The 20795-nt window shown below is 65.4% G+C and carries 19 protein-coding genes; 4 read left to right on the forward strand and 15 right to left on the reverse strand.

The features are described from left to right. Nucleotides 1-46: 46 nt before the first annotated feature. Nucleotides 47-460 carry a TIGR03618 family F420-dependent PPOX class oxidoreductase gene (locus QM588_RS10865; RefSeq protein ID WP_283313206.1) on the forward strand — a complete coding sequence of 138 codons (414 nt, stop codon included), beginning with the start codon at nt 47-49 and terminating at the stop codon, nt 458-460. On the opposite strand, the gene QM588_RS10870 is transcribed toward QM588_RS10865, so the two are convergent. After that, nucleotides 457-990 (reverse strand): nucleotidyltransferase family protein, encoded by a 534-nt coding sequence (locus QM588_RS10870; RefSeq protein WP_283313208.1) that lies wholly within the window; start codon nt 988-990, stop codon nt 457-459. The genes QM588_RS10865 and QM588_RS10870 overlap by 4 nt on opposite strands. Nucleotides 991-1040: 50 nt before the next feature. Then, nucleotides 1041-2171: a M24 family metallopeptidase gene (locus QM588_RS10875; RefSeq protein ID WP_283313209.1), complete on the reverse strand. Its 1131-nt coding sequence runs from the start codon at nt 2169-2171 to the stop codon at nt 1041-1043. 27 nt (nt 2172-2198) lie between these two features. On the opposite strand from QM588_RS10875, the gene QM588_RS10880 reads away from it, so the two are divergent. Next, on the forward strand, nt 2199-3176 hold the full coding sequence (locus tag QM588_RS10880; protein WP_283313211.1) for a 5'-3' exonuclease: 978 nt from the start codon (nt 2199-2201) through the stop codon (nt 3174-3176). Nucleotides 3177-3182: 6 nt separating this feature from the next. Here QM588_RS10880 and QM588_RS10885 read toward each other — a convergent pair whose 3' ends face one another. The 7 genes from QM588_RS10885 to pafA all read right to left on the reverse strand — a co-directional run bounded on the left by QM588_RS10885 (nt 3183) and on the right by pafA (nt 11967). Next, nucleotides 3183-4187, reverse strand: a complete 1005-nt coding sequence (locus QM588_RS10885; RefSeq protein WP_283313213.1) for a DUF4333 domain-containing protein — start codon at nt 4185-4187, stop codon at nt 3183-3185. A gap of 108 nt (nt 4188-4295) precedes the next feature. Beyond that, a complete protein-coding gene (locus QM588_RS10890) occupies nt 4296-7070 on the reverse strand; it encodes a DEAD/DEAH box helicase (protein WP_283313215.1) in 2775 nt (924 codons plus the stop codon). A gap of 27 nt (nt 7071-7097) precedes the next feature. Further along, nucleotides 7098-8069, reverse strand: coding sequence for a twin-arginine translocase subunit TatC (gene tatC, locus QM588_RS10895; RefSeq protein WP_283313216.1), 972 nt, complete (start codon nt 8067-8069; stop codon nt 7098-7100). Between the two features lie 109 nt (nt 8070-8178). Then, nucleotides 8179-8445, reverse strand: a complete 267-nt coding sequence (tatA, locus tag QM588_RS10900; protein ID WP_027497093.1) for a Sec-independent protein translocase subunit TatA — start codon at nt 8443-8445, stop codon at nt 8179-8181. Between the two features lie 85 nt (nt 8446-8530). Then, nucleotides 8531-9526 carry a helix-turn-helix transcriptional regulator gene (locus QM588_RS10905; protein ID WP_283313219.1) on the reverse strand — a complete coding sequence of 332 codons (996 nt, stop codon included), beginning with the start codon at nt 9524-9526 and terminating at the stop codon, nt 8531-8533. Next, nucleotides 9523-10515: a helix-turn-helix transcriptional regulator gene (locus tag QM588_RS10910; RefSeq protein ID WP_283313220.1), complete on the reverse strand. Its 993-nt coding sequence runs from the start codon at nt 10513-10515 to the stop codon at nt 9523-9525. The genes QM588_RS10905 and QM588_RS10910 overlap by 4 nt, the downstream gene beginning before the upstream one ends. Before the next feature lie 93 nt (nt 10516-10608). After that, the gene (pafA, locus tag QM588_RS10915) at nt 10609-11967 is read right to left on the reverse strand and encodes a Pup--protein ligase (RefSeq protein ID WP_200937361.1); all 1359 of its coding nucleotides are present in this window, start codon (nt 11965-11967) and stop codon (nt 10609-10611) included. A 58-nt stretch (nt 11968-12025) separates the two neighbouring features. Here pafA and QM588_RS10920 point away from each other — a divergent pair, with 58 nt between their 5' ends. Beyond that, nucleotides 12026-13513 (forward strand): bifunctional phosphatase PAP2/diacylglycerol kinase family protein, encoded by a 1488-nt coding sequence (locus QM588_RS10920; protein WP_442972900.1) that lies wholly within the window; start codon nt 12026-12028, stop codon nt 13511-13513. A gap of 40 nt (nt 13514-13553) precedes the next feature. On the opposite strand, the gene prcA is transcribed toward QM588_RS10920, so the two are convergent. The 5 genes from prcA to arc form a co-directional block, all read right to left on the reverse strand. Beyond that, nucleotides 13554-14324 (reverse strand): proteasome subunit alpha, encoded by a 771-nt coding sequence (prcA, locus tag QM588_RS10925; protein ID WP_283313224.1) that lies wholly within the window; start codon nt 14322-14324, stop codon nt 13554-13556. Continuing rightward, a complete protein-coding gene (gene prcB, locus QM588_RS10930) occupies nt 14321-15259 on the reverse strand; it encodes a proteasome subunit beta (protein WP_283313225.1) in 939 nt (312 codons plus the stop codon). Before prcB ends, prcA begins: the two co-directional genes overlap by 4 nt. After that, on the reverse strand, nt 15256-15450 hold the full coding sequence (locus tag QM588_RS10935; protein WP_027497086.1) for a ubiquitin-like protein Pup: 195 nt from the start codon (nt 15448-15450) through the stop codon (nt 15256-15258). The genes prcB and QM588_RS10935 overlap by 4 nt, the downstream gene beginning before the upstream one ends. Nucleotides 15451-15645: 195 nt before the next feature. Further along, nucleotides 15646-17145 carry a depupylase/deamidase Dop gene (gene dop, locus QM588_RS10940; protein WP_027497085.1) on the reverse strand — a complete coding sequence of 500 codons (1500 nt, stop codon included), beginning with the start codon at nt 17143-17145 and terminating at the stop codon, nt 15646-15648. Between the two features lie 81 nt (nt 17146-17226). Next, complete coding sequence (gene arc / locus QM588_RS10945) at nt 17227-18990, reverse strand: proteasome ATPase (protein ID WP_032365854.1); 1764 nt, start codon at nt 18988-18990, stop codon at nt 17227-17229. Nucleotides 18991-19174: 184 nt separating this feature from the next. Between arc and QM588_RS10950 the strand changes: the two genes are divergently transcribed. Further along, on the forward strand, nt 19175-19660 hold the full coding sequence (locus QM588_RS10950) for a hypothetical protein (protein ID WP_283313532.1): 486 nt from the start codon (nt 19175-19177) through the stop codon (nt 19658-19660). Nucleotides 19661-19682: 22 nt separating this feature from the next. Here QM588_RS10950 and QM588_RS10955 read toward each other — a convergent pair whose 3' ends face one another. Continuing rightward, a complete protein-coding gene (locus QM588_RS10955; protein ID WP_045841903.1) occupies nt 19683-20498 on the reverse strand; it encodes a tRNA (adenine-N1)-methyltransferase in 816 nt (271 codons plus the stop codon). Nucleotides 20499-20795 lie beyond the last annotated feature (297 nt).

Here is a 20795-nt window from a genome sequence, read left to right on the forward strand (position 1 = left end):
TCGAGCCCCGCTCGTGGCAGTCGGGGCACGTCACTACAGTCGAGTCATGGCCGCTACCCCCGCTGACGCGACTGCCCTCACCGACGAGGCGATCGAATTTCTCACCGAACGGCACCTCGCCACGCTGACGACGTTGCGACCGGACGGCACGCCCCATGTCGTCGCCGTCGGGTTCACCTACGACGCGGACGCGCACGTTGCCCGTGTCATCACCAACGATGTGTCGCAGAAGGCCATTAACGCCGGCCGCGGTGCCTATGCTGCCGTCACCCAGATCGACGGTGCCCGCTGGCTGACGTTGGAGGGCCCTGCCACCGTTCGTGACGACCACGAGTCCGTCGCCGATGCGGAGAACCGCTATGCCCGACGCTATCGAGTGCCGCGGGAGAATCCGACTCGCGTCGTCGTCGAGATAGCGGTGCGGCGGGTACTGGGCAGCCGCTCGCTGCTGCGACGCTAGTCGTCCGTCGGCCAGGGCAGAACGGTCAGGTTCGGCCATTCGGTGGTCCACCGCGCGGCCTTCGCCTCGTAGACGTGCCGCATCGGTAGTCGCGGATTCGGCCGGACGATCCCGGCGAACAGGTCGTCGAAGCCGTGTGGGGCATAGACGCGGTCCATACCGTGGGAGTCCACGGTGATCCCGAAACAGCACGTGGTCGACACGAAGTGGTCGATGGCATCCTCGGAGCTTCGGTACGGAGCCAACGTCGCTCCGAAATGCTGCTCGTACCACAGGTGTACACGCGCTTGATTACGCACTTCGACGTCGACCCCGAGGTCGGCGAACACGTCGGCCGCGGTCTCGATCACGTCGTTCTCGGCGGCGTACGACAGATCCGTGTCGTCGAAGTAGAAGAAGTCGTAGTCGCGAATTCCGGCCCCGAGGTCTCGGTCGGCGAGGTGATTCCACACGGTTTGGAACAGACCGCCCGCCGTCAGGTACCAACCCGAAAGCCCGAGCTGCGGCGCACGCCGAAGTACCTCGGCCACAATCGGATTCGTCCTGACGACGGAGACGAACTCTACTTGGCGGCCGTCGGTCACACCGGCAGCACGGCGAGACCGTGGGGGCGGAGATTGACCGATTCGCACCCGTTCGCAGTCACGACGACGATGTCCTCGATCCTGGCACCCCACTGTCCACGGAAATAGATGCCCGGTTCGATGCTGAACGCCATTCCTTCGGTCAGCGTGATGTCGTTACCCGCCACGATGTACGGCTCCTCGTGTACCGACAGGCCGATACCGTGTCCGGTGCGGTGCAGGAACGCCTCTCCCAGACCGGCGTCGACCAACACCTCGCGTGCGGCTGCGTCGATGGACTCCGCGCTCACTCCCGGCGACACGGCGTCGACTGCCGCCTGCTGAGCTCGCTCCAGTACCGCGTATCGGGCAGCGACCTCGGCCGAAGGCTCGCCGAGACTGTAGGTGCGGGTGGAGTCCGAGTTGTATCCCGGCGCAACGGGTCCACCGATGTCGACGACGACCACGTCGCCGGCCTCGACGACGCGATCGGAGACCTCGTGGTGCGGATCGGCACCGTGCGGACCGGAGCCGACGATGATGAATTCCGGTGCGGTGTGGCCTTCTTCGACGATCGCCGTCGCGATGTCTGCCGCGATCTGGGCTTCGGTTCGGCCCACTCGGAGCCACTCGCCCATCCGGGCGTGAACCCGGTCGATGGCATGGCCGGCTCGTCGCAGAGCATCGATCTCGGCGTCGTCCTTGACCATCCGCAGCTGTCGCAGAACGTCTGTCGCCAGCACCGGCACGGTCCCGAAAATTGTTGCCAGCGGCACGAAGTGCAGGGCGGGCATTGCGTCGGCGACGGCGGTCTTGTTGCCGGCCGGTACGGCCGCAGCCACGAGCGCGTACGGATCGACGCCGTCCACCCAATCGACGAGTGTCAGTGCGAGATCCTCGGCGGCGGAGTCACCCAGCGCGGCGAGTTCGAGCCGCGGCACGACGATGCTGGGAGTCCTGCCGTCCGCCGGCACCACCAACGCGATGAGGCGCTCGAACGAGCTGGCCGTAGACCCGATCAGATACTGCAGATCAGGGCCCGGAGTGATCAGCAGGGCGTCCAGGCCTGCGTCCGACGTCAGGCGGGCTGCGCGCGCGAGCCTGGAGGCGTAGACATCGCTGGGAAAACGAGAAGAATCGACACTCATACCTCCAGGCTAGTGCCGTACGGCAAGATGAGCCCCATGACCACCCCCGGAAAGTCGCCGTTGCTGCTCCTCGACGGCGCGAGCCTGTGGTTCAGGGCCTACTACGCTCTGCCCGAGTCGATTACGGCGCCCGACGGCCGTCCCGTCAATGCCGTGCGAGGTTTCCTCGACATGATCTCGGCCCTGATCACGCGAACCGAACCGAGCCGATTGGCTGTATGCCTCGACCTCGACTGGCGTCCACAGTTCCGAGTGGACCTCGTTCCCTCGTACAAGGCTCACCGGGTTGCCGACGCCGCGCCTGATGTGGCCGAGAGCGAAGAGGTTCCCGAGACCCTGACGCCACAGGTGGACATGATCATGGACGTCCTGGCGGCGTTGGGAATTGCCACCGCGGGGGCCGACGGCCTCGAGGCCGACGACGTGCTCGGAACCTTGGCTGCACAGGAACGACGCGATCCCGTCGTCGTAGTCAGCGGCGACCGAGATCTGTTGCAGGTGGCGGCGGACGAGCCGAACGAGGTACGGGTGCTGTACGTGGGTCGAGGCTTGGCCAAGGCCGAACTCTTCGGCCCGGTCGAGGTTGCCGAGCGGTACGGCGTCCCGTTGCACCGCGCGGGAGCGGCCTACGCGGAGTTGGCGCTTCTGCGCGGCGATGCGTCGGACGGGCTACCGGGTGTCAAGGGTGTCGGTGAGAAGACGGCCTCCACACTCATGCTGCAGTACGAGTCCGTCGCTGCCCTGCGTGCAGCGGCACTCGATCCGGCTTCGGACATGGCCAAGGGAATTCGGGCGAAGCTGGCCAATGCCAGCGACTACCTCGATGCGGCACTGCCGGTGGTGCGGGTCGTCACCGATGCCGACGTCGTTCTGTCGAGGTCGGACGAGATTCCGGCCGAACCGGCAGATCTCGAGGCACTCGACACGCTCGCGGAGACCCTGGGAATCAGAAACGCCGTGGACCGCCTCGTCTCGGCGATGGCGGCCACGGCGTCGCCGAATTGACCGGGGCTATTTCGGGAGTGAGACCTCGTAGTCGGCGTCGTCGTTGAGGAACGTCAACGTCACCTTCTTGAACGCGCCGTCGACCGTCAGCGTGCAATCGACGCTGGCGCCGGCCTTGACTTCGATGTTCTGCGGGCACGACACCCCCGAGACGTTCGAGGCACCGTAGGACTCCGTCAACACTGTACGAATACCGTCCTGAGCGGCCGTCGTATCGAGGGTGGTCGTGCGCCCGAACGCGAAGTACAGCACTGCCGCGACCACGGCCACGACGGCGATGACGGAGCCCGCGATGATCAGCGGCTTCTTGGACTGTGCGCCACTGCGACCGGGACCTGGCTGCTGTCCCGGGTACTGCCCGGGGTACACACCCGGATACTGCTGTCCGGGAAACTGCTGACCGGGATACTGCTGATTCGGATTCTGCCCGCCCGCGAAGGGAGGCTGCTGACCGTACTGGCCGGCACCGTACTGCCCACTGCCACCGAATTGTTGTGGTGCGTAGGGATTTTGGTAGGCGGCGTCACCGGCAGGCTGCCCTCCGGCCCCCGAATACGGTGCCCCGTACGGCTGTCCCGCCGGGTATTGCGCGGTCGGGTTCTGTGCGGTGGGATTTTGTGCGGTGGGATTCTGGGGGTTGTAGCCCTGCGGGTACTGCCCCTGCGGACCCTGAACCTGAGGACTCTGACCCTGCTGCGGGTAGGGTCCGGCCGGATACGCGCCCTGGGGGTACTGCCCCTGGGGATACCCGCCCTGGGGGTATTGCCCCTGGGGAGTTTGCCCCTGCGGAGACTGGCCGTACGCGCCTGCCGAAGATTCGCCGTACTGCGTGGTCGGGGTGCCGGTGGGTGGCGCGTACTGTCCCCACGCCGACGGAGTCGGAGTTAGCGATTCGGACGACGACGCGGATTCGCCGGTGGATGCTTCCTGCCCGTCCTTCGCGGCACCGTCCTGGTCCGGCTTTCGTGACCAACTGTTGTCGGGGTCGGTCGGACCGTATGGGCCGCTCATCTCGCCTCCACTGAAATCTCGAATCCGTCGGGGGTACAGTATCCCGCTTGCCGCTGCGTCCGCTGTACCGACCCGGCAGTCCGGTTTCGGCCCGTCACGCAGCGTCGGTCACGCAGCATCGACGGCCACCACTCCTTGTCGCAGCGCGGCGACGGCACGGGCGGCGGTTCGCGACAGCTCGGGTTCTGGAGCGGCGAGCCGCACCTGGTCGAGCAGGTCGATGACCTGCCGACACCATCGGACGAAGTCGCCACCTGACAGCGCCTTGCCGTTGTCGCCTGCCGCGACCAGTGCGTCGACGAGTGAATGGTCGGAAGCCCACTTGTAGATCGCTTTGACGAAGCCCATGTCCGGCTCTCTGGTCGGTGGCAACTTGTGCCGAACCTCGTCCGCCCGCAGCTCGTGCCACACACGCACGGTCTCGGTCAACGCATGCCTGATGGGTCCGGTCGGGCCGTGCGGGGTGATATCACCTTCCGAACGAGACTCGTAGACCACGGCCGAGACCACTGCTGCCAACTCTGCGGCCGACAGTCCCTGCCACAGTCCGCCTCGGAGGCATTCCGCGACCAGAAGATCGGATTCGGAGTAGATCCGGCTCAATCGAGCACCGTCGTCGGTCACCTTGGGATCCTTGCCCGGGGTCACGTAGCAGCGGTCCGCCAGCAAGGCCAGAATGCGGTCGAACGTTCGGGCCAACGAGTTCGTCGTGGCCGACACCTTCTGCCGCATCGACTCGGTCTCCCGGGCCAGCCGGTTGTAGCGTTCGCCGGTTCGAGAGAGTTCCTCGCGATCCGGCCGGCTGTGCACCGGATGCGAGCGGATGGCCCGCCGCAGGGTTGCCAACTCCTTGTCGTCGGCGGCGGTCGACTTTCGTCCCACGCGATCGGAGGGCTGGGATATGCCGCGGGTGACCAACGCCGCCGCCAGATCCCGACGGGTCTTGGCGGTGCGGTGATCGACGAACCGTGGCAATCGCATGGAGCCGAGAGATGTTGCAGGCGTGGGGAAATCGGCGGCGGACAGACGGCCGGCCCATTTGTCCTCGGTCAGCACGAGCGGCCGCGGGTCGCCGCGATCGTCGTCCGGTTCGAGTACCACTGCCAATCCGCTGCGCCGTCCGGACGGCACCGAGATCACGTCGCCGCGGCGCAACGCACGCAACGAGTCGACGGCTTTGTCCCGCCGATCGGACCTGTTCTGACGCTCGAGGGTCTTCTCTCGATCCTTCAGACGCTCGCGCAGTCGCGCGTACTCGAAGTACTCCCCGTCGGGGCCACCGAGCGTTGCGCCGAGCGCCTCCAACGTCTTCATGTTCTTCTCGATACCGCGTACCATGCCGACGACGGACCGGTCGGCCTGGAACTGAGCGAACGACCGTTCGAGCAACTGACGTGAATCCGCCGCCCCGAACTGTTCGATCAGATTGATCGACATGTTGTAGGCGGGGGCGAAGGAGCTCCGGAGGGGAAACGTTCGCGTCGACGCGAGTCCGGCCACCTCGGTCGGTTCGGTACCGGGCTGCCAGAGCACAACCGCGTGACCTTCGACGTCGATGCCGCGTCGCCCGGCCCGGCCGGTCAGCTGGGTGTACTCCCCCGGTGTCAATTCCGCGTGCGTCTCACCGTTGAACTTGACCAGCTTTTCGAGCACCACGGTGCGGGCAGGCATGTTGATTCCGAGAGCCAGGGTTTCGGTGGCGAACACCGCTCTGACCAATCCCTTGACGAACAGCTCCTCGACGGTGTGGCGGAAGACCGGCAGCATTCCGGCGTGGTGCGCGGCGAACCCGCGTTCGAGCGCATCTCGCCATTCCCAGAAGCCGAGCACTTCCAGATCCTCGCGCGGGAGTTCGGAGGTGTGCTTCTCGACGATGTACCTGATCTCCTCGGCCTGCTCCGGTGTCGTCAGAACCAGCCGCGAACGCATGCACTGAGTCAGGGCCCCGTCGCAGCCTGCACGACTGAAGATGAACGTGATGGCCGGGAGCAGACCTTCCTCGTCCAGCTTGGCGATCACATCGGGACGAGCCAGCGGACGGTTGGCACCTCCGCCTCCCTGGTGGCCGCCGCGTCCGCCGCCCCCGCTTCGACCTACGCGTCCTCGACTGTGCGGTGCGTGCCACCGATCCATGGAGTCCAGCGACTGACGCTGCTTGACGTGCCGCACCAGGTCTCGGTCGACGACGACCTTCTGGTGGCCGTCCGGTGACTGTGCTCGGGTGTCGAAGAGATCGAACAACCGACGGCCCACCATGATGTGCTGCGAGAGCGGAACGGGACGGTTCTCGTCCACGACGACCGAGGTGTCGCCGCGAACGGTACTCATCCACGCGCCGAACTCCTCGGCGTTGCTGACCGTTGCGGACAGGCTCACCAGACGCACGTCGTCTGACAGGTGCAGGATCACTTCTTCCCAGACCGCACCTCGGAACCGATCCGCCAGGTAGTGCACCTCGTCCATCACCACGTGCGAGAGCCCGCGCAGTGCGTCGGAGGATGCGTAGAGCATGTTGCGCAGCACCTCGGTCGTCATGATGACGATGGGTGCATCCGGATTGATGGACGAATCACCGGTCAACAGGCCGACCGTCTCGCGTCCGTATCGCGCAGTCAACTCGGCGAACTTCTGGTTGCTCAGCGCCTTGATGGGGGTGGTGTAGAAGCATTTGCGACCGGCGGCGAGGGCCAGGTGCACCGCGAACTCGCCGATCACCGTCTTGCCCGCGCCGGTCGGGGCGCAGACCAACACACCGTGACCGTTCTCCAACGCAGTGCACGCATCCACCTGGAAGCGGTCCAGCGGAAAGCTCAGCTCCGCGGAAAACCGTTGCAGTTCAGTGGGTTCTGGCCTGGACCGGGTGTCGACAACAGCCTCGCTCATGGTCGCACCCCGCCGCTCGGACTCACATCAGATCGTGTCGTCGTACTCGGCCTGTGTTCGGGTCGCAATGCCGGTACCGCCCACAGGCGGTGTCGGTGCGACAGCGTGTGGGGCCTGGATAGAACTTGCGCCTTCGATGCGTGTTGCTTCGTCATCTGACACATCACCCCATTCGTCTCTTCTCTTGCGCAACTTACGCTTGTCGTGAATCCGCGCAATCTGCACTGCCATCTCGAAGAGCACCGTCAGAGCCAACGCCAAGGCCAGCATCGAGAAGGGATCCTGTCCGGGCGTTGCGATCGCCGCGAACACGAACAGTCCGAAGATCAACCCGCGACGCCACGCTTTCAGGCGTTCGTAGGTGAGAACACCGACGAAGTTCAACCCGACGACCAGCAGCGGTATTTCGAAGCTGACACCGAAGATGATCAGAAGATTGATCAGAAAACCGAAGTACTGATCGCCGCTCAGTGCCGTGATCTGGACGTTGTCACCGATCGACAGCAGAAAGTGCAAGCCCTTGGCGACGACGAAGTACGCCAGAATCGCTCCGGTCACGAACAGCGCAGCGGCACCGGTGACGAAGGAGACTGCGTAGCGGCGTTCGTTGGCGTACAGGCCGGGGGTGATGAACGCCCAGATCTGGTACAGCCAGATGGGGCAGGCGAGCACGACGCCTGCGGTGAACGCCACCTTGAAGCGCAACAGGAACTGGTCGAACGGGCCGGTGGCGAGCAGGCGGCACTGATCGTCGTTGCTCAGATCCGCACGCAGGCTCGGGTCCAGGGTGCAGTACGGGCCTCGGAGCAGATCGCCGAGGCTTTCGACGCCGAAGATCGTGTGTGAGTACCAGAAGAATCCGAATGCAGTGGTCACCGCGATGGCCAGCAGCGACCAGAGCAGCCGGGTTCGCAGCTCGTACAGATGATCGACCAACGACATCGTGCCGTCGGGATTGACTCGACGCTTACTGCGCCGTGGATCGAACGGAATGCGCATGGTGTTCTACGGTCAGCCTTCTTCGGTCGGCAGGCGGCACGGGGCCGTCACCGACAGCAGTGAACCTTCGGTGCCGACGCGGCACCGAAGGTGTGCTGAGCGGCGTCGCTCAGGCAGACTTCGCGTCGTGCTGGGGTGTGGTCTCGGTCTGCGCCACGGGTGCCGGGGAGGGCAGCTGAGCGGGTGCGGCCGGCTGCTGTGCAGTCGCGGTATCGGTGTCGGATTTGCCGTCGTTCTGCATCTCCTTGACCTCGCTCTTGAAGATGCGCAACGAGCGTCCGAGTCCACGCGCAGCCTCGGGCAGCTTCTTGGAACCGAACAGAATGATGACGACCACCGCGACGATGGCCCAGTGCCAGGGACTGGTGAATCCCATGTGAACCTCCTGAGATCAGATGAATCGAGCGTACCCGACGGCGGGCGGTGCGCTCGGCAACGGAGCGCACCGCTTCACCTCACGTTCATGTTGCGACGGCGCCGCCGGTGTCGGTGGCGTCGAGCTCCGCGTAGGCATTCAGGGCGGACCGTGCGCGATCGCGGACGGAATTCACCAAGGATTCAGGTCCCAGTACGGTGACGCCACCGCCGAACCCGAGGGTCAGCCGGGTCATCCACTGCAGTGTCGCGAAACGCATGGTCACCTCGATGGACCCGTCCGACTCGGCGGCTACCTGCGTCATCGGGTAGTAGTCCAGGATCCAGGTGAACGCAGGTGACACGCGTAACCGCGCTTGGGACAGAGAGGGGTCGTCGTTGAAGATCTCGAAAGCGTCCTCGTCCTGCACCGACTCCGGCGGGGACGACGGTTCGTCGAGCTCGGTGGCCGAATCGATGCGATCGAATCTGAACAGGCGAACGCCCTCGGCACCGCGACACCATGCCTGCAGATAGCTGTTGTCGTCGACCACCACGGTCCTGATCGGATCGACGACGCGCTCGGTGAGCACGTCTCGGGACGCCGAGTAGTAGGTGAGTTCGAGTGCGTGCCGGGCCCGGAGCGCAGACCGTACGGTGCTCGATACCGGACCCTCCTCCGCCTCGGCCGTGTCGTGGTCGGACGAGAGCGGCACGTTCGCCGCCGCCGACCCGGCCGCGGTCTCGATCTTCGCGATCGCTCGCTGAGCGGCCGACGGATCGACCATCCCCGGCATCGAGGTCAACGACCGCAGTGCGACCAACAGTGCTGTGGCCTCGGTGGACGTCAACCGCAGCGGCCGGTCGATCCCGGCGGAGAAGGTGACGTCGATGCTCTCCTCCGAGAACGACAGATCGATGAGATCACCCGGTCCGTACCCGGGCAGACCGCACATCCAGAGCTGATTGAGATCGGCCATCAGCGTCGCGGTGGTCACGCCCAGTTCCCGAGCGGCCTCCTCTGCGCTCAAGCCCGGATTGGCCATGAAGAAGGGCACCATGTTGAGCAGGCGGGCCAACCGCACCGACAGACGCGCGCTCATCGTTCGTTCTCCAGTTCGGCTGCAGTCTGCAAGGTCGAGATGACATCGGCCCGCAGCTCTGCCGGGGCCAACACCATCGCGTCGGGACCGTGACCGGCGATGAGCCGCGAAATCCAATCCCAGGACCGTACCGGAACCTCGACGACCGTTCCGGCACGCGAGCCCACCGTCTGCTCCCCCACCACGGTGCCCATCCTCCGCAGCTCCGTCGCCCGACCGTCCTGGAGCCACACTCGCGCGGTACCCGATACCGAGGACGTGCCCGCGACGCGGCGGACGATGTCCTGCAGATCGATACCGTCGGGCTTGCGGACACTCTGAGGTGATCCGAAGGCTTTGACGTCGTCGCCGATCCGGGACAGTCGGAAGGTTCGGGTGTCGGCTCGGTCCACGTCGTGTCCCACGAGGTACCAACGGCCCCGGAACGTCACAACGCCCCACGGCTGGACCGTTCGGGTGACGAACGGCTCGGTCAGCGAGGGTCGGTGCTCGAACCGCACAGACTTACCCTCGTCGATCGCCGCGAGCAGGGCACCCAGTGCGGGCTCGGACCCTCGGGTTCGCGCCGGAACAGCCGTGACGGCAGCGGCCGACTCGCTCTGGTCGACCTGAATACCTGCGGCGCGAAGCTTCAGCAGCGCGCTCTGGGCCGCGGACGTCAGTTCCGGTGATTCCCACAGTTTGACGGCCACCGCGACCGCAGCCGACTCCTCGCTGGTGAGATCGATGTCCGGCAGCTCGTAGGCATCTCGGTTGATCCGATAGCCCTCGACACCACCGAACCGCGTGGCGATGCCGGTCTCGAGCGGCACCCCGAGATCGCGCAGTTCGTTCTTGTCACGCTCGAACATCCTGCTGAACGCCTCGAGGCTCGTCGAGTCGTCGTACCCGGCGACACTCTCGCGGATCCACTCCGCGGTCAGGAACTGACGCGTCGACAACAGACAGATGACCAGGTTCATCAGGCGTTCGACTTTGGTGGTGGCCACGACAGTCGAGCCTAGTTGTTCACTGCCCGCCGGAGCTGTAGCGACCCGAGTTGCCTGGATCGGTACCCGGCCTCCAGTCGAGTCGCGGTCGGACTACATCGATGCGATGAGTCGCTCGACGCGCTCGTCGACCGAACGGAACGGGTCCTTGCACAACACCGTTCGCTGCGCCTGATCATTGAGTTTGAGATGCACCCAGTCGACGGTGAAGTCGCGTCCGGCTTCCTGGGCCGCCGTGATGAATTCGCCGCGCAGCTTCGCGCGGGTCGTCTGCGGCGGCAGATTCACCGCTTCGTCGATCTGCTCGTCCTCGGTGACTCGCTTGACCAGACCCTTGCGCTGCAGCACGTCGAACACTCCGCGTCCACGCTTGATGTCGTGGTAGGCAAGATCGAGCTGAGCGATCTTGGGATCGGAGAGTTCCATCGAGTAGCGGTCCTGATACCGCTCGAACAGCTTGCGTTTGATGACCCAGTCGATTTCGGTGTCGACCTTGGCGAAGTCCTGCGACTCGATGGCATCGAGTGTGCGTCCCCACAGGTCCACCACTTGCGTCACCTGAGCATTCGGCTCCCGCGTCTGGAGATGCTCGACGGCCCGGGCGTAGTACTCACGCTGGATTTCGAGCGCACTGGCCTGACGACCGCCGGCGAGGCGGACCGGCCTGCGACCGGTCAGATCGTGGCTGACCTCGCGAATGGCCCGAATCGGATTGTCCAGCGCGAAGTCTCGGAACGAGACGCCTGCCTCGATCATCTCGAGGACGAGCGCGGCCGTCCCCACCTTGAGCATGGTCGAGGTCTCGGCCATGTTGGAGTCGCCGACGATGACGTGGAGCCGGCGATACTTCTCGGCATCGGCGTGCGGTTCGTCGCGGGTGTTGATGATCGGCCGCGAGCGAGTGGTTGCCGACGACACGCCTTCCCAGATGTGCTCGGCGCGCTGCGAGAGGCAGAACGTCGCGGCCTTGGGTGTCTGCAGCACCTTGCCTGCGCCACAGATCAATTGGCGGGTGACCAGGAACGGTAGGAGCACATCCGAGATGCGCGAGAATTCGCCCGCTCGCTGGACGAGGAAATTCTCGTGGCAACCGTACGAGTTACCCGCCGAATCGGTGTTGTTCTTGAACAGGTAGATGTCTCCGCCGATGCCCTCCTCGGCGAGACGCTGTTCGGCGTCGATCAGCAGATCCTCGAGTACCCGCTCGCCTGCGCGATCATGGGTGACCAACTGCAGCAGGCTGTCGCACTCTGCAGTGGCGTACTCGGGATGCGAACCGACATCGAGATAGAGGCGAGCGCCGTTGCGGAGGAACACATTCGAGCTGCGGCCCCACGAAACCACGCGACGGAAGAGGTAGCGGGCCACTTCGTCCGGACTGAGCCGTCGGTGTCCGTGAAAGGTACATGTGACACCGAACTCGGTCTCGATGCCCATAATTCGTCGCTGCACACTTCGACACTACAACGCAACCCACCGATGGATGTGTCGGAGCGCCCCGATGGCGTCCATGCCTAGGCTGGGTCCTGTGACTTCCACGCCTACGTCTGTTGCGGCCTCGGTTCACGCTTGGGACCTGTCCCTGGTGGCGCGAAGTGCGGCACTGCGCTCGAGCAGGGCCGACGCGGGTCTTCGCGCGCTGAGCACGGCCGCCGATCACAGTCGCCTGTGGCTCGGCGCCGCCGCACTTCTCGGCGCGGCCGGTGGCTCGGCCCGACGTGGCGGCGTGCGGGGGCTGATCGCCGTGGCGGGTGCCAGCGCCGTGGCGAACGGTCTGCTCAAGCCGGTGTTCCCGAGGTCGAGGCCGGGTACCGAGCTGGTTCCCGTACTGCGCCGCGTGCTCGCCCCGCCGGTGTCCTCGTCGTTTCCCTCCGGTCACTCGGCGTCCGCGGCCGCCTTCGTCACCGCGGTAGCCATCGAATCACCGAAGGCAGGATTGCTGCTGGCTCCGGTCGCCGCCGCAGTCTGCTATTCCCGCGTTCACGTCGGAGTCCACTGGCCCACCGATGTCGTCGCCGGAGCTGCACTCGGCTCGGCGATCGCGTTGTCGACCCGCCGCTGGTGGGCCGTACGGTCGGCGAAGCCCGCCGCTCTCGGCTCGCCGGTCGAGGTCGAGCCACTGCCGGGCGGACGGAGACTGTTGGTGCTCGTCAATCCCGCATCCGGTGACGGTTCGGAGGCGGTACCGGACGCCATCCGCCGCGAGCTCCCCGACGCCGACCTGTTCGTACCCGATCCCGAGAAGGACTTCAACGAGCAACTCGAAGCAAGAATTCGGGACACGACGCCGCGTGCTCTCGGAGTGTGCGGAGGCGACGGCACGGTCGTCAGCGTCGCTGCCTCGGCTGCCCGCAACGGCCTGCCGCTCGCCGCGTTTCCGGGTGGCACTCTCAACCACTTCGCTCGCGACACCGGTCTGACCGCAGTCGAAGACACCGCTGCCGCCGTCGAGGCGGGCACCGCGGAACTGGTCGACATCGCCGAGGTGGACGTCGACGGCCGCAGTGTGTCGTTCGTCAACACCGCGACGTTCGGGGGCTACCCCGACTCGGTGCGGTTACGGCAGAAGCTGCAGAGACGAATCGGTAAGTGGCCGGCCGCTGCGGTTGCGATGACCAGAGTGCTCGCGGCTGCAGAGCCACTGAACATTCGACTCGACGGGGTGGCTCACTCGGTGTGGATGCTCTTCGTCGGCAACGGTACCTACGATCCAATCGATCAAGTTCCCATGTCGCGCAGCAGCATTCATACCGGCACCCTCGATGTTCGCTTTCTCCCGTCGGAGCCCAAGGCATCGAGAACACGACTGCTGTGGGCGACGATCACCGGAACGCTCGGCTCGTCGCCTGCCTACGTGCGGAGTGTGGCGAAACGACTGACCGTCGAGGTGGACGGTGCCCCGGTTGCCCTCGCGGCCGACGGTGAGGTCGTCGGAGACGGCACGACCTTCCAGTTCGGCAGTGACGAGAACGGCCTCGTGCTCTATCGGAAGCGATAGAGCACGAGGCCGTCGATCTCGATCCGAAGTGTTCGGACTACTACGGAGTCTCCGGCTGCGGGGAGCCGTCGCCGATCTCGGACGGTGCCGATGCGGGCAACATGTCCGCCAGAGCAGCTCCGGCGATACGCCGGAACGCTCGACGCGGTCGCCCCTGATCCAGGACGGCTACCTCCAGGGCCGATACCTCGAGAACCTTCTTCTCGGGCTCGGCACCGGCAGTAGCAGGCGCCGTCGGTCCAGCGGTGAGCGCGTCGACGGCGATACGAACCGCGTCCGCCAACCCGAGGCCGGACCGGTACGTATCTTTCAGCGCGGCCACGATGGGCTCGGTGGTACCGCCCATGACGACGAAATCCTGTTCGTCGACGATGGAGCCGTCGTACGTGATGCGGTACAGCTGCGTAGCCATCGGCTCGTCCTGATGGGACACCTCGGCGACGCAGATCTCGACCTCGTACGGCTTGAGCTGCTCGGTGAAGATCGTGCCCAGCGCCTGGGCGTAGGTCTTCGCCAACGACCGGCCGGTGACATCGCGCCGATCGTAGGTGTATCCCTTGATGTCCGCGTGCTGGATGCCGGCCTTGCGCAAGTTCTCGAACTCGTTGTACTTGCCGACGGCAGCGAAACCGATGCGGTCGTAGAGTTCACTGACCTTGTGCAGCGCGGTCGAGCGATTCTCGGCGACGAACAAAACCCCGTCGGCGTAGGCGAGCACGATGACGCTGCGGCCGCGGCCGATTCCCTTGCGCGCCAATTCCGAACGATCGCGCATGATCTGCTCGGCAGATGCGTAGTACGGCATCGTCATAGCGCGCTACCCCCTTCGCTGACTTCCTGGCCTGCTCGGGTGTGGTGGTCCGCGCCGCCGGTGTGCGCTGCGCTCTCGGTCCGTTCCGCGAGAACCGATCTGGCCGCAGCCGATATTCGATCGTGCGCGACGTCGTCCGCACCGACGCTCGTGATGGCAACCGCCGTCGGGTAGATGCCGCGGGTGACGTCGGGCCCACCGGTGGCCGAGTCGTCGTCGGCGGCGTCGTACAGCGACTCGACTGCAGCACGGAGTGCCTCGTCCTCGGACATTCCGGGGCGGTACAACTTCTTGAGCGCAGATTTGGCGAACAACGAGCCCGAACCCACCGCGTGATAGCCCGACCGCTCCTCGTAACGCCCGCCGACCACGTCGTACGACACGATGCGTCCGGCTCTGTCGGGATCGGAGATGTCGATGTCGAATCCGACCAGCAACGGCACCGCAGCCAGTCCCTGCATCGCCGCACCCAGGTTGCTGCGAACCATCGACGACAACTTGTTGGCCTTGCCGTTGAAGGTGAGGGGTACGCCCTCGATCTTCTCGTAGTGCTCGAGTTCGACAGCGAACAGTCGCACCAATTCGATTGCGATACCGGCAGTTCCGGCGATACCGGCCGCGGAGTACTCGTCCGTGACGTACACCTTCTGCATGTCTCGGTTGGCGATCAGGTTGCCCTGTGTGGCACGGCGATCACCGGCGATCAACACCCCGCCCGCGTACGTCAGCGCCACGATCGTCGTGCCGTGGGGCGCAATCCCCGACTTGTCGGAATGCTCGTGCGCCCTCGTCGCCAGATCGGCGGCGAGGCCGCTCTCCGGCAACAAGTGCGGGGCGTGTTGCCGGAGGTAGTCGGAGAAGGACGAGCTGCTGGAACCCAGCGGAATTGCCGGTCCGTCGCCTGCCGACCGTGGGTCCGAACGATCCACCGTCACTGGCCGCCCTTCTGAACGTAGGCGCGGACGAAGTCCTCGGCATTCTCCTCGAGTACGTCGTCGATCTCGTCGAGAAGATCGTCGGTCTCCTCGGCCAACTTCTCGCGTCGTTCCTGGCCACCGGCCCCCGTGTCGCCTGGGACCTCGTCGTCGCCGCCGCCGCCCGAGCGCCGTGTCTGCTCCTGAGCCATAGTCGCCGACCTCCTCCGTGTATCGAGAAAACAGATCTACTGCACGGTCGCCGGGTCATCCGAAGCGCACCGGCGTGGATGTGCAAGTGCTACCGAACGTTCCGCCGAAAGTGCACGGACCTTTACCCTACCGACAGTCCGACCTCGCCGGTTGGCAAGACACCGCCGAACGACCCATCCGAATGCCGTGGCCGATCAGGTCGTGAGCTGGTCGACCAGTTCCGCTGCACTGTCCACGGACTCCAACAGGGCACCGACGTGGGATTTCGTTCCCCGCAACGGCTCGAGCGTCGGAATTCGTACCAGCGAATCGCCACCGAGGTCGAAGATGACCGAGTCCCAGCTCGCTGCGGCGATGTCGGCACCGAATTTGCGCAGGCATTCGCCGCGGAAGTAGGCCCGCGTGTCGTCGGGCGGTGTGCCGACCGCATCGAGAACTTGCTGCTCGGTCACGAGACGATCCATCGAACCGCGGGCGACCAACCTGTTGTAGAGCCCCTTGTCGAGGCGAACATCGGAATACTGCAGGTCCACCAGGTGTAGCCGCGGAGCGGACCAGCCGAGGCCTTCACGCTGGCGGAACCCCTCGAGCAGGCGCAATTTCGCCGGCCAGTCCAGTAGATGAGCGCACTCCATGGGATCGCGCTCGAGCAGGTCCAGCACCATCGCCCACTTGTCGAGCACGTCCAGTGCCCGTGCGTCGTCGCTACCCTCGGCGGCAACGAACTTCGCCGCCCGCTGGTGGTAGATCCGCTGCAGCGCAAGGCCCGTCAGTTCGCGGCCGTCGGCGAGTGCCACGGCCTTGCGCAGGGTGGGATCGTGGCTGATCTGATGGACAGCCGTGACCGGCCTGGCCAGCTGCAGATCCGACAGGTCGACGCCCGCCTCGATGAGGTCGAGCACGAGGGCCGTGGTTCCCACCTTGAGGTAGGTCGACATCTCCGCCAGGTTCGCGTCGCCGATGATGCAGTGCAGACGTCGGTACTTGTCTGCGTCTGCGTGCGGTTCGTCCCTGGTGTTGATGATGCCGCGCTTGAGGGTGGTCTCCAGTCCGACCTCCACCTCGATGTAGTCCGCTCGCTGCGAGAGTTGGAACCCGGCCTCGTCGCCCGACTGGCCGATACCGACTCGACCGGAGCCGGTGATGACCTGCCTCGAGGCGAAGAACGGCGATAGCCCCGCAATCACTGCCGAGAACGGCGTCTCGCGCGACATCAGGTAGTTCTCGTGTGTGCCGTACGACGCGCCTTTGCCGTCGACGTTGTTCTTGTACAGCTGCAGGCGCGGAGCCCCCGGGACGCTCGACGCGTGCCGTGCGGCCGCTTCCATGACGCGTTCGCCTGCCTTGTCCCAGATCACCGCGTCCAGCGGGTCCCGCACCTCCGGGGCCGAGTACTCGGGGTGCGCGTGATCGACGTACAGGCGGGCACCGTTGGTGAGAATCATGTTCGCTGCGCCGATCTCGTCGGCATCGATGACCGGAGCCGGTCCGCTGAACCGTCCGAGATCGAAGCCTCGGGCATCGCGCAGCGGTGATTCCACCTCGTAGTCCCAGCGGGTGCGCTTGGCGCGGGGCACTCCTGCGGCTGCCGCGTACGCCAACACCGCCTGGGTGGACGTCAGGATCGGGTTGGCGGTGGGCTCGGTCGGTGAAGAAATGCCGTACTCGACCTCGATACCGATGATGCGCTGCATAAGTCGAGCCTAGACGGCCGACAGATGCAGTTCGGGGCGCGCCCTGTGCGGACGTGCCCCGAAAACTGCCCAGCGGTGGATCTACAGGTACTGACCGGTATTGGCCTCGGTGTCGATCGCCCGGCTCGCGCTGGCGTTCTTGCCGGTGACCAACGTGCGAATGTAGACGATTCGCTCGCCCTTCTTGCCCGAGATCCGAGCCCAGTCGTCCGGATTCGTGGTGTTCGGCAGATCTTCGTTCTCCGCGAACTCGTCGACGATGGAATCGAAAAGGTGCTGAATCCGCAGTCCGGCATTTCCGGTTTCGAGAACCGACTTGATGGCGTACTTCTTCGCCCGGTCGACGATGTTCTGGATCATGGCCCCGGAGTTGAAGTCCTTGAAGTACAGAACTTCCTTGTCCCCGTTGGCGTAGGTGACCTCGAGGAAGCGATTGTCGTCACTCTCGGCGTACATGCGCTCGACGACGCGATCGATCATCCCCCGGATGCACGCCGCACGATCGCCGCCGAACTCGGCGACGTCGTCGGCGTTGACCGGAAGCGAGTCGGTCAGGTACTTCGAGAAGATGTCCTGTGCCGATTCGGCGTCGGGACGCTCGATCTTGATCTTCACGTCGAGCCGGCCGGGTCGCAGGATCGCGGGGTCGATCATGTCCTCGCGGTTGGACGCACCGATCACGATGACATTCTCGAGGCCTTCGACACCGTCGATTTCGGCGAGCAGCTGGGGAACGACCGTCGTCTCCACGTCGGACGAGACGCCGGAGCCGCGGGTACGGAAGATCGAGTCCATCTCGTCGAAGAACACGATGACCGGCGTTCCCTCGGACGCCTTCTCGCGTGCCCGCTGGAAGATCATGCGGATATGACGCTCGGTTTCACCGACGAACTTGTTGAGCAGCTCGGGACCCTTGATGTTGAGGAAGAACGACTTCGCCTCCCGCGCATCCTGGCCACGTGCCTCGGCAATCTTCTTCGCCAACGAGTTGGCAACGGCCTTGGCGATCAATGTCTTTCCGCACCCGGGAGGGCCGTACAGCAGCACGCCCTTCGGTGGACGCAGTGAGTACTCCCGGAACAGATCCTTGTGCAGGAACGGCAATTCGACGGCGTCCCGAATCTGCTCGATCTGCCGCCCGAGACCGCCGATGTCCTCGTAGCCGACGTCCGGAACCTCCTCGAGGACGAGATCCTCCACCTCGGCCTTGGGAACTCGCTCGAACGCGTAGCCGGCCTTGGTGTCGACCAGCAGTGAATCGCCGGGACGGAGCTTTCGTGACGGCTCGTCCGGGTCGACCGGTCCGTCGTCGTTGACCATGTCGATCAACGGCTTGGCCAACCAGACCACCCGTTCCTCGTCGGCGTGCCCGACGACGAGTGCGCGCGATCCGTCCCCCAGAAGCTCTCGGAGAGTGCTGATCTCGCCGACCTGATCGAAGGTGCACGCTTCGACGATGGTCAACGCCTCGTTCAACCGCACGGTCTGCCCCGGAGCGAGCGTGTCGGCCTCGATGTTGGGTGAGCACGTCAGCCGCATCTTCCGACCGGACGTGAACACGTCGACGGTGCCGTCCTCGAACACGCTCAGCAGGACGCCGTATCCGCTCGGCGGTTGACCGAGACGGTCCACCTCCTCGCGCAGCGCAATGAGCTGTTGTCGGGCCTCCTTGAGAGTGTCGAGCAACTTCGTGTTGCGCAGCGACAAGGAATCGACCCGGCCCTCGAGCTCGCGTACCTGCTCGGGGGACTCCCCCAGTTGGCGCCGTAGCGACGCGACTTCGGCTCGCACGGCGTCCAGTTCGGCTCTGGCCGCGGCCACATCCGGATTGTCTGTTGAGCTCATGAGCGACTCCTCCCAGTGACGATCTATCAACGCTACCGGCAGCGGCGCGGAGATGCGGACCGACACCTCGAACGGGGTCGGCATCCACTCTGCTCGGCGGCCCCGAAAGGCCATCCCAGTTCATGTTAGCCTCACCTGACCAAACGATCGACAGACGACGGAATCAGGGGCCTCACCAGTGAAAATGCGTATTCTCTCGGCAAGCGTCGCAGTAGCCGCGGTGGCTCTGGTGGGTGCAGGATGCAGTTCGAGCGATGAATCCGATCACGCCGATCACAATTCCGCGTCGACCAGCGACTCCATGGAGACGACCACCGCTGGGCCGGCTGTCACAGCACCTACCGTCGCCGAGCTGCAGACCTCGCTGCAGCAGTTGGTGGCTCCGGACGTGGACGCCGCGACCAAGGCGGCGGCGGTGGAGAACGGTCAGGCGCGCCTGACGAACCTGGAGACGATGACCGCCGCACTGGCGAACTACGGAGCGATCACCTTCGAGGTGTCGGAACCGACCGTCGCCGGCGAGACGTCCACCGCGGACGTCGCCATCGCCACCCCACGCGGGACCGCGGCTCCGGCACCGCAGACCTGGGTGCTGATCGATGGCACCTGGAAGCTGTCGGACGCAAGCACGTGCCAGATCCTGGCCATGGGCCAGGCACCCTGCGTCTGAGTCGACAGCCGAGCCTGCAGCGTCAGCCCTTACCGGAACGACGCTGCGGTTTCGGGGTCACGGTGCCCTCGGCAAGGCGTCGAACGCTGACGAGGAATGCCGTGTGACCCTGCATGCGGTGCTCGGGGCGAACCGCGAGACCCACCACGTGCCAGCCGCGAACCATCGACTCCCACGATCGAGGTTCGGTCCAGCACTCCTGTGCGCGCAGGGCCTCGACGACCTTGGACAGCTGCGTCACCGTCGCTACGTAGACCAGCAGCACTCCACCGGGGACGAGGGCCTTCGACACCGCGGGCAACGCGTCCCACGGCGCGAGCATGTCCAGGACCACCCGATCGACCTGCTCACCCGGGCGATCGACACCGAACTGGTCGACGTCCGCCACGGTCAGGTGCCAGTTCGACGGGCGCTCGCCGAAGAACGTCTCGACGTTCTTCACGGCATAGTCGGCGTGGTCCTGCCGGATCTCGTACGAGATGACCGTGCCCGCAGTGCCGACCGCGCGCAGCAGCGAGCACGTCAGTGCTCCGGATCCTGCACCGGCCTCGAGCACCCGAGCACCGGGGAACATGTCACCTTCGTGCACGATCTGCGCCGCGTCCTTGGGGTAGATCACCTGGGCTCCGCGAGGCATCGAGAGCACGTAGTCGGTCAGCAGCGGCCGGAGCGCGAGGTAGGGGGTGCCGTTCACCGAGGTGACGACGCTGCCCTCGTCGGCACCGAGCAGTTTGTCGTGAGTGATGCCGCCGCGGTGAGTGTGGAACTCCTTACCGGCTTCCAGTACCACCGTGTAGTGACGGCCCTTGCCGTCGGTGAGCTGAACTCGATCGCCCACTCGAAACGGCCCACTGCGGGCGGGACCGGTCTCCGCCGGTGCGTCGGCAGCTGTTGTGTCGGCAGCGGGAGTGACCTCCGCGCCGGATGTGACATTCGGGTCGAGTTCGATCTCGTCGGTCGTGGCAGTGACCACGTCGTCCGCACTGGGCAGCGATGCGTCGACCGTGGCGTCGGCCTCGAATCCGTCGGTCGACGCGGATGTGGAATCACCGGAGGACACAGCGGACCTGCTTTCGTTGCGATGTGACGCTCGGCCTCGATCGGCAGGCGTCGGGGGGACGACTCGACGTGCCAG

Origin of the sequence: Rhodococcus sp. IEGM 1354, from assembly GCF_030056855.1 — a bacterium.
GTDB lineage: Bacteria > Actinomycetota > Actinomycetes > Mycobacteriales > Mycobacteriaceae > Rhodococcoides.

Excerpts from the sequence above, each read along its gene's own strand:
- QM588_RS10890 (WP_283313215.1), bottom strand. The coding sequence starts at position 7,070 with ATGAGCGAGGCTGTTGTCGACACCCGGTCCAGGCCAGAACCCACTGAA.
- QM588_RS10880 (WP_283313211.1), top strand. The coding sequence starts at position 2,199 with ATGAGCCCCATGACCACCCCCGGAAAGTCGCCGTTGCTGCTCCTCGAC.
- QM588_RS10865 (WP_283313206.1), top strand. The coding sequence starts at position 47 with ATGGCCGCTACCCCCGCTGACGCGACTGCCCTCACCGACGAGGCGATC.
- tatA (WP_027497093.1), bottom strand. The coding sequence starts at position 8,445 with ATGGGATTCACCAGTCCCTGGCACTGGGCCATCGTCGCGGTGGTCGTC.
- QM588_RS10935 (WP_027497086.1), bottom strand. The coding sequence starts at position 15,450 with ATGGCTCAGGAGCAGACACGGCGCTCGGGCGGCGGCGGCGACGACGAG.
- prcA (WP_283313224.1), bottom strand. The coding sequence starts at position 14,324 with ATGACGATGCCGTACTACGCATCTGCCGAGCAGATCATGCGCGATCGT.
- dop (WP_027497085.1), bottom strand. The coding sequence starts at position 17,145 with ATGCAGCGCATCATCGGTATCGAGGTCGAGTACGGCATTTCTTCACCG.
- tatC (WP_283313216.1), bottom strand. The coding sequence starts at position 8,069 with ATGCGCATTCCGTTCGATCCACGGCGCAGTAAGCGTCGAGTCAATCCC.
- QM588_RS10875 (WP_283313209.1), bottom strand. The coding sequence starts at position 2,171 with ATGAGTGTCGATTCTTCTCGTTTTCCCAGCGATGTCTACGCCTCCAGG.
- arc (WP_032365854.1), bottom strand. The coding sequence starts at position 18,990 with ATGAGCTCAACAGACAATCCGGATGTGGCCGCGGCCAGAGCCGAACTG.
- QM588_RS10885 (WP_283313213.1), bottom strand. The coding sequence starts at position 4,187 with ATGAGCGGCCCATACGGTCCGACCGACCCCGACAACAGTTGGTCACGA.
- QM588_RS10905 (WP_283313219.1), bottom strand. The coding sequence starts at position 9,526 with ATGAGCGCGCGTCTGTCGGTGCGGTTGGCCCGCCTGCTCAACATGGTG.
- QM588_RS10950 (WP_283313532.1), top strand. The coding sequence starts at position 19,175 with ATGCGTATTCTCTCGGCAAGCGTCGCAGTAGCCGCGGTGGCTCTGGTG.
- QM588_RS10920 (WP_442972900.1), top strand. The coding sequence starts at position 12,026 with ATGCCTAGGCTGGGTCCTGTGACTTCCACGCCTACGTCTGTTGCGGCC.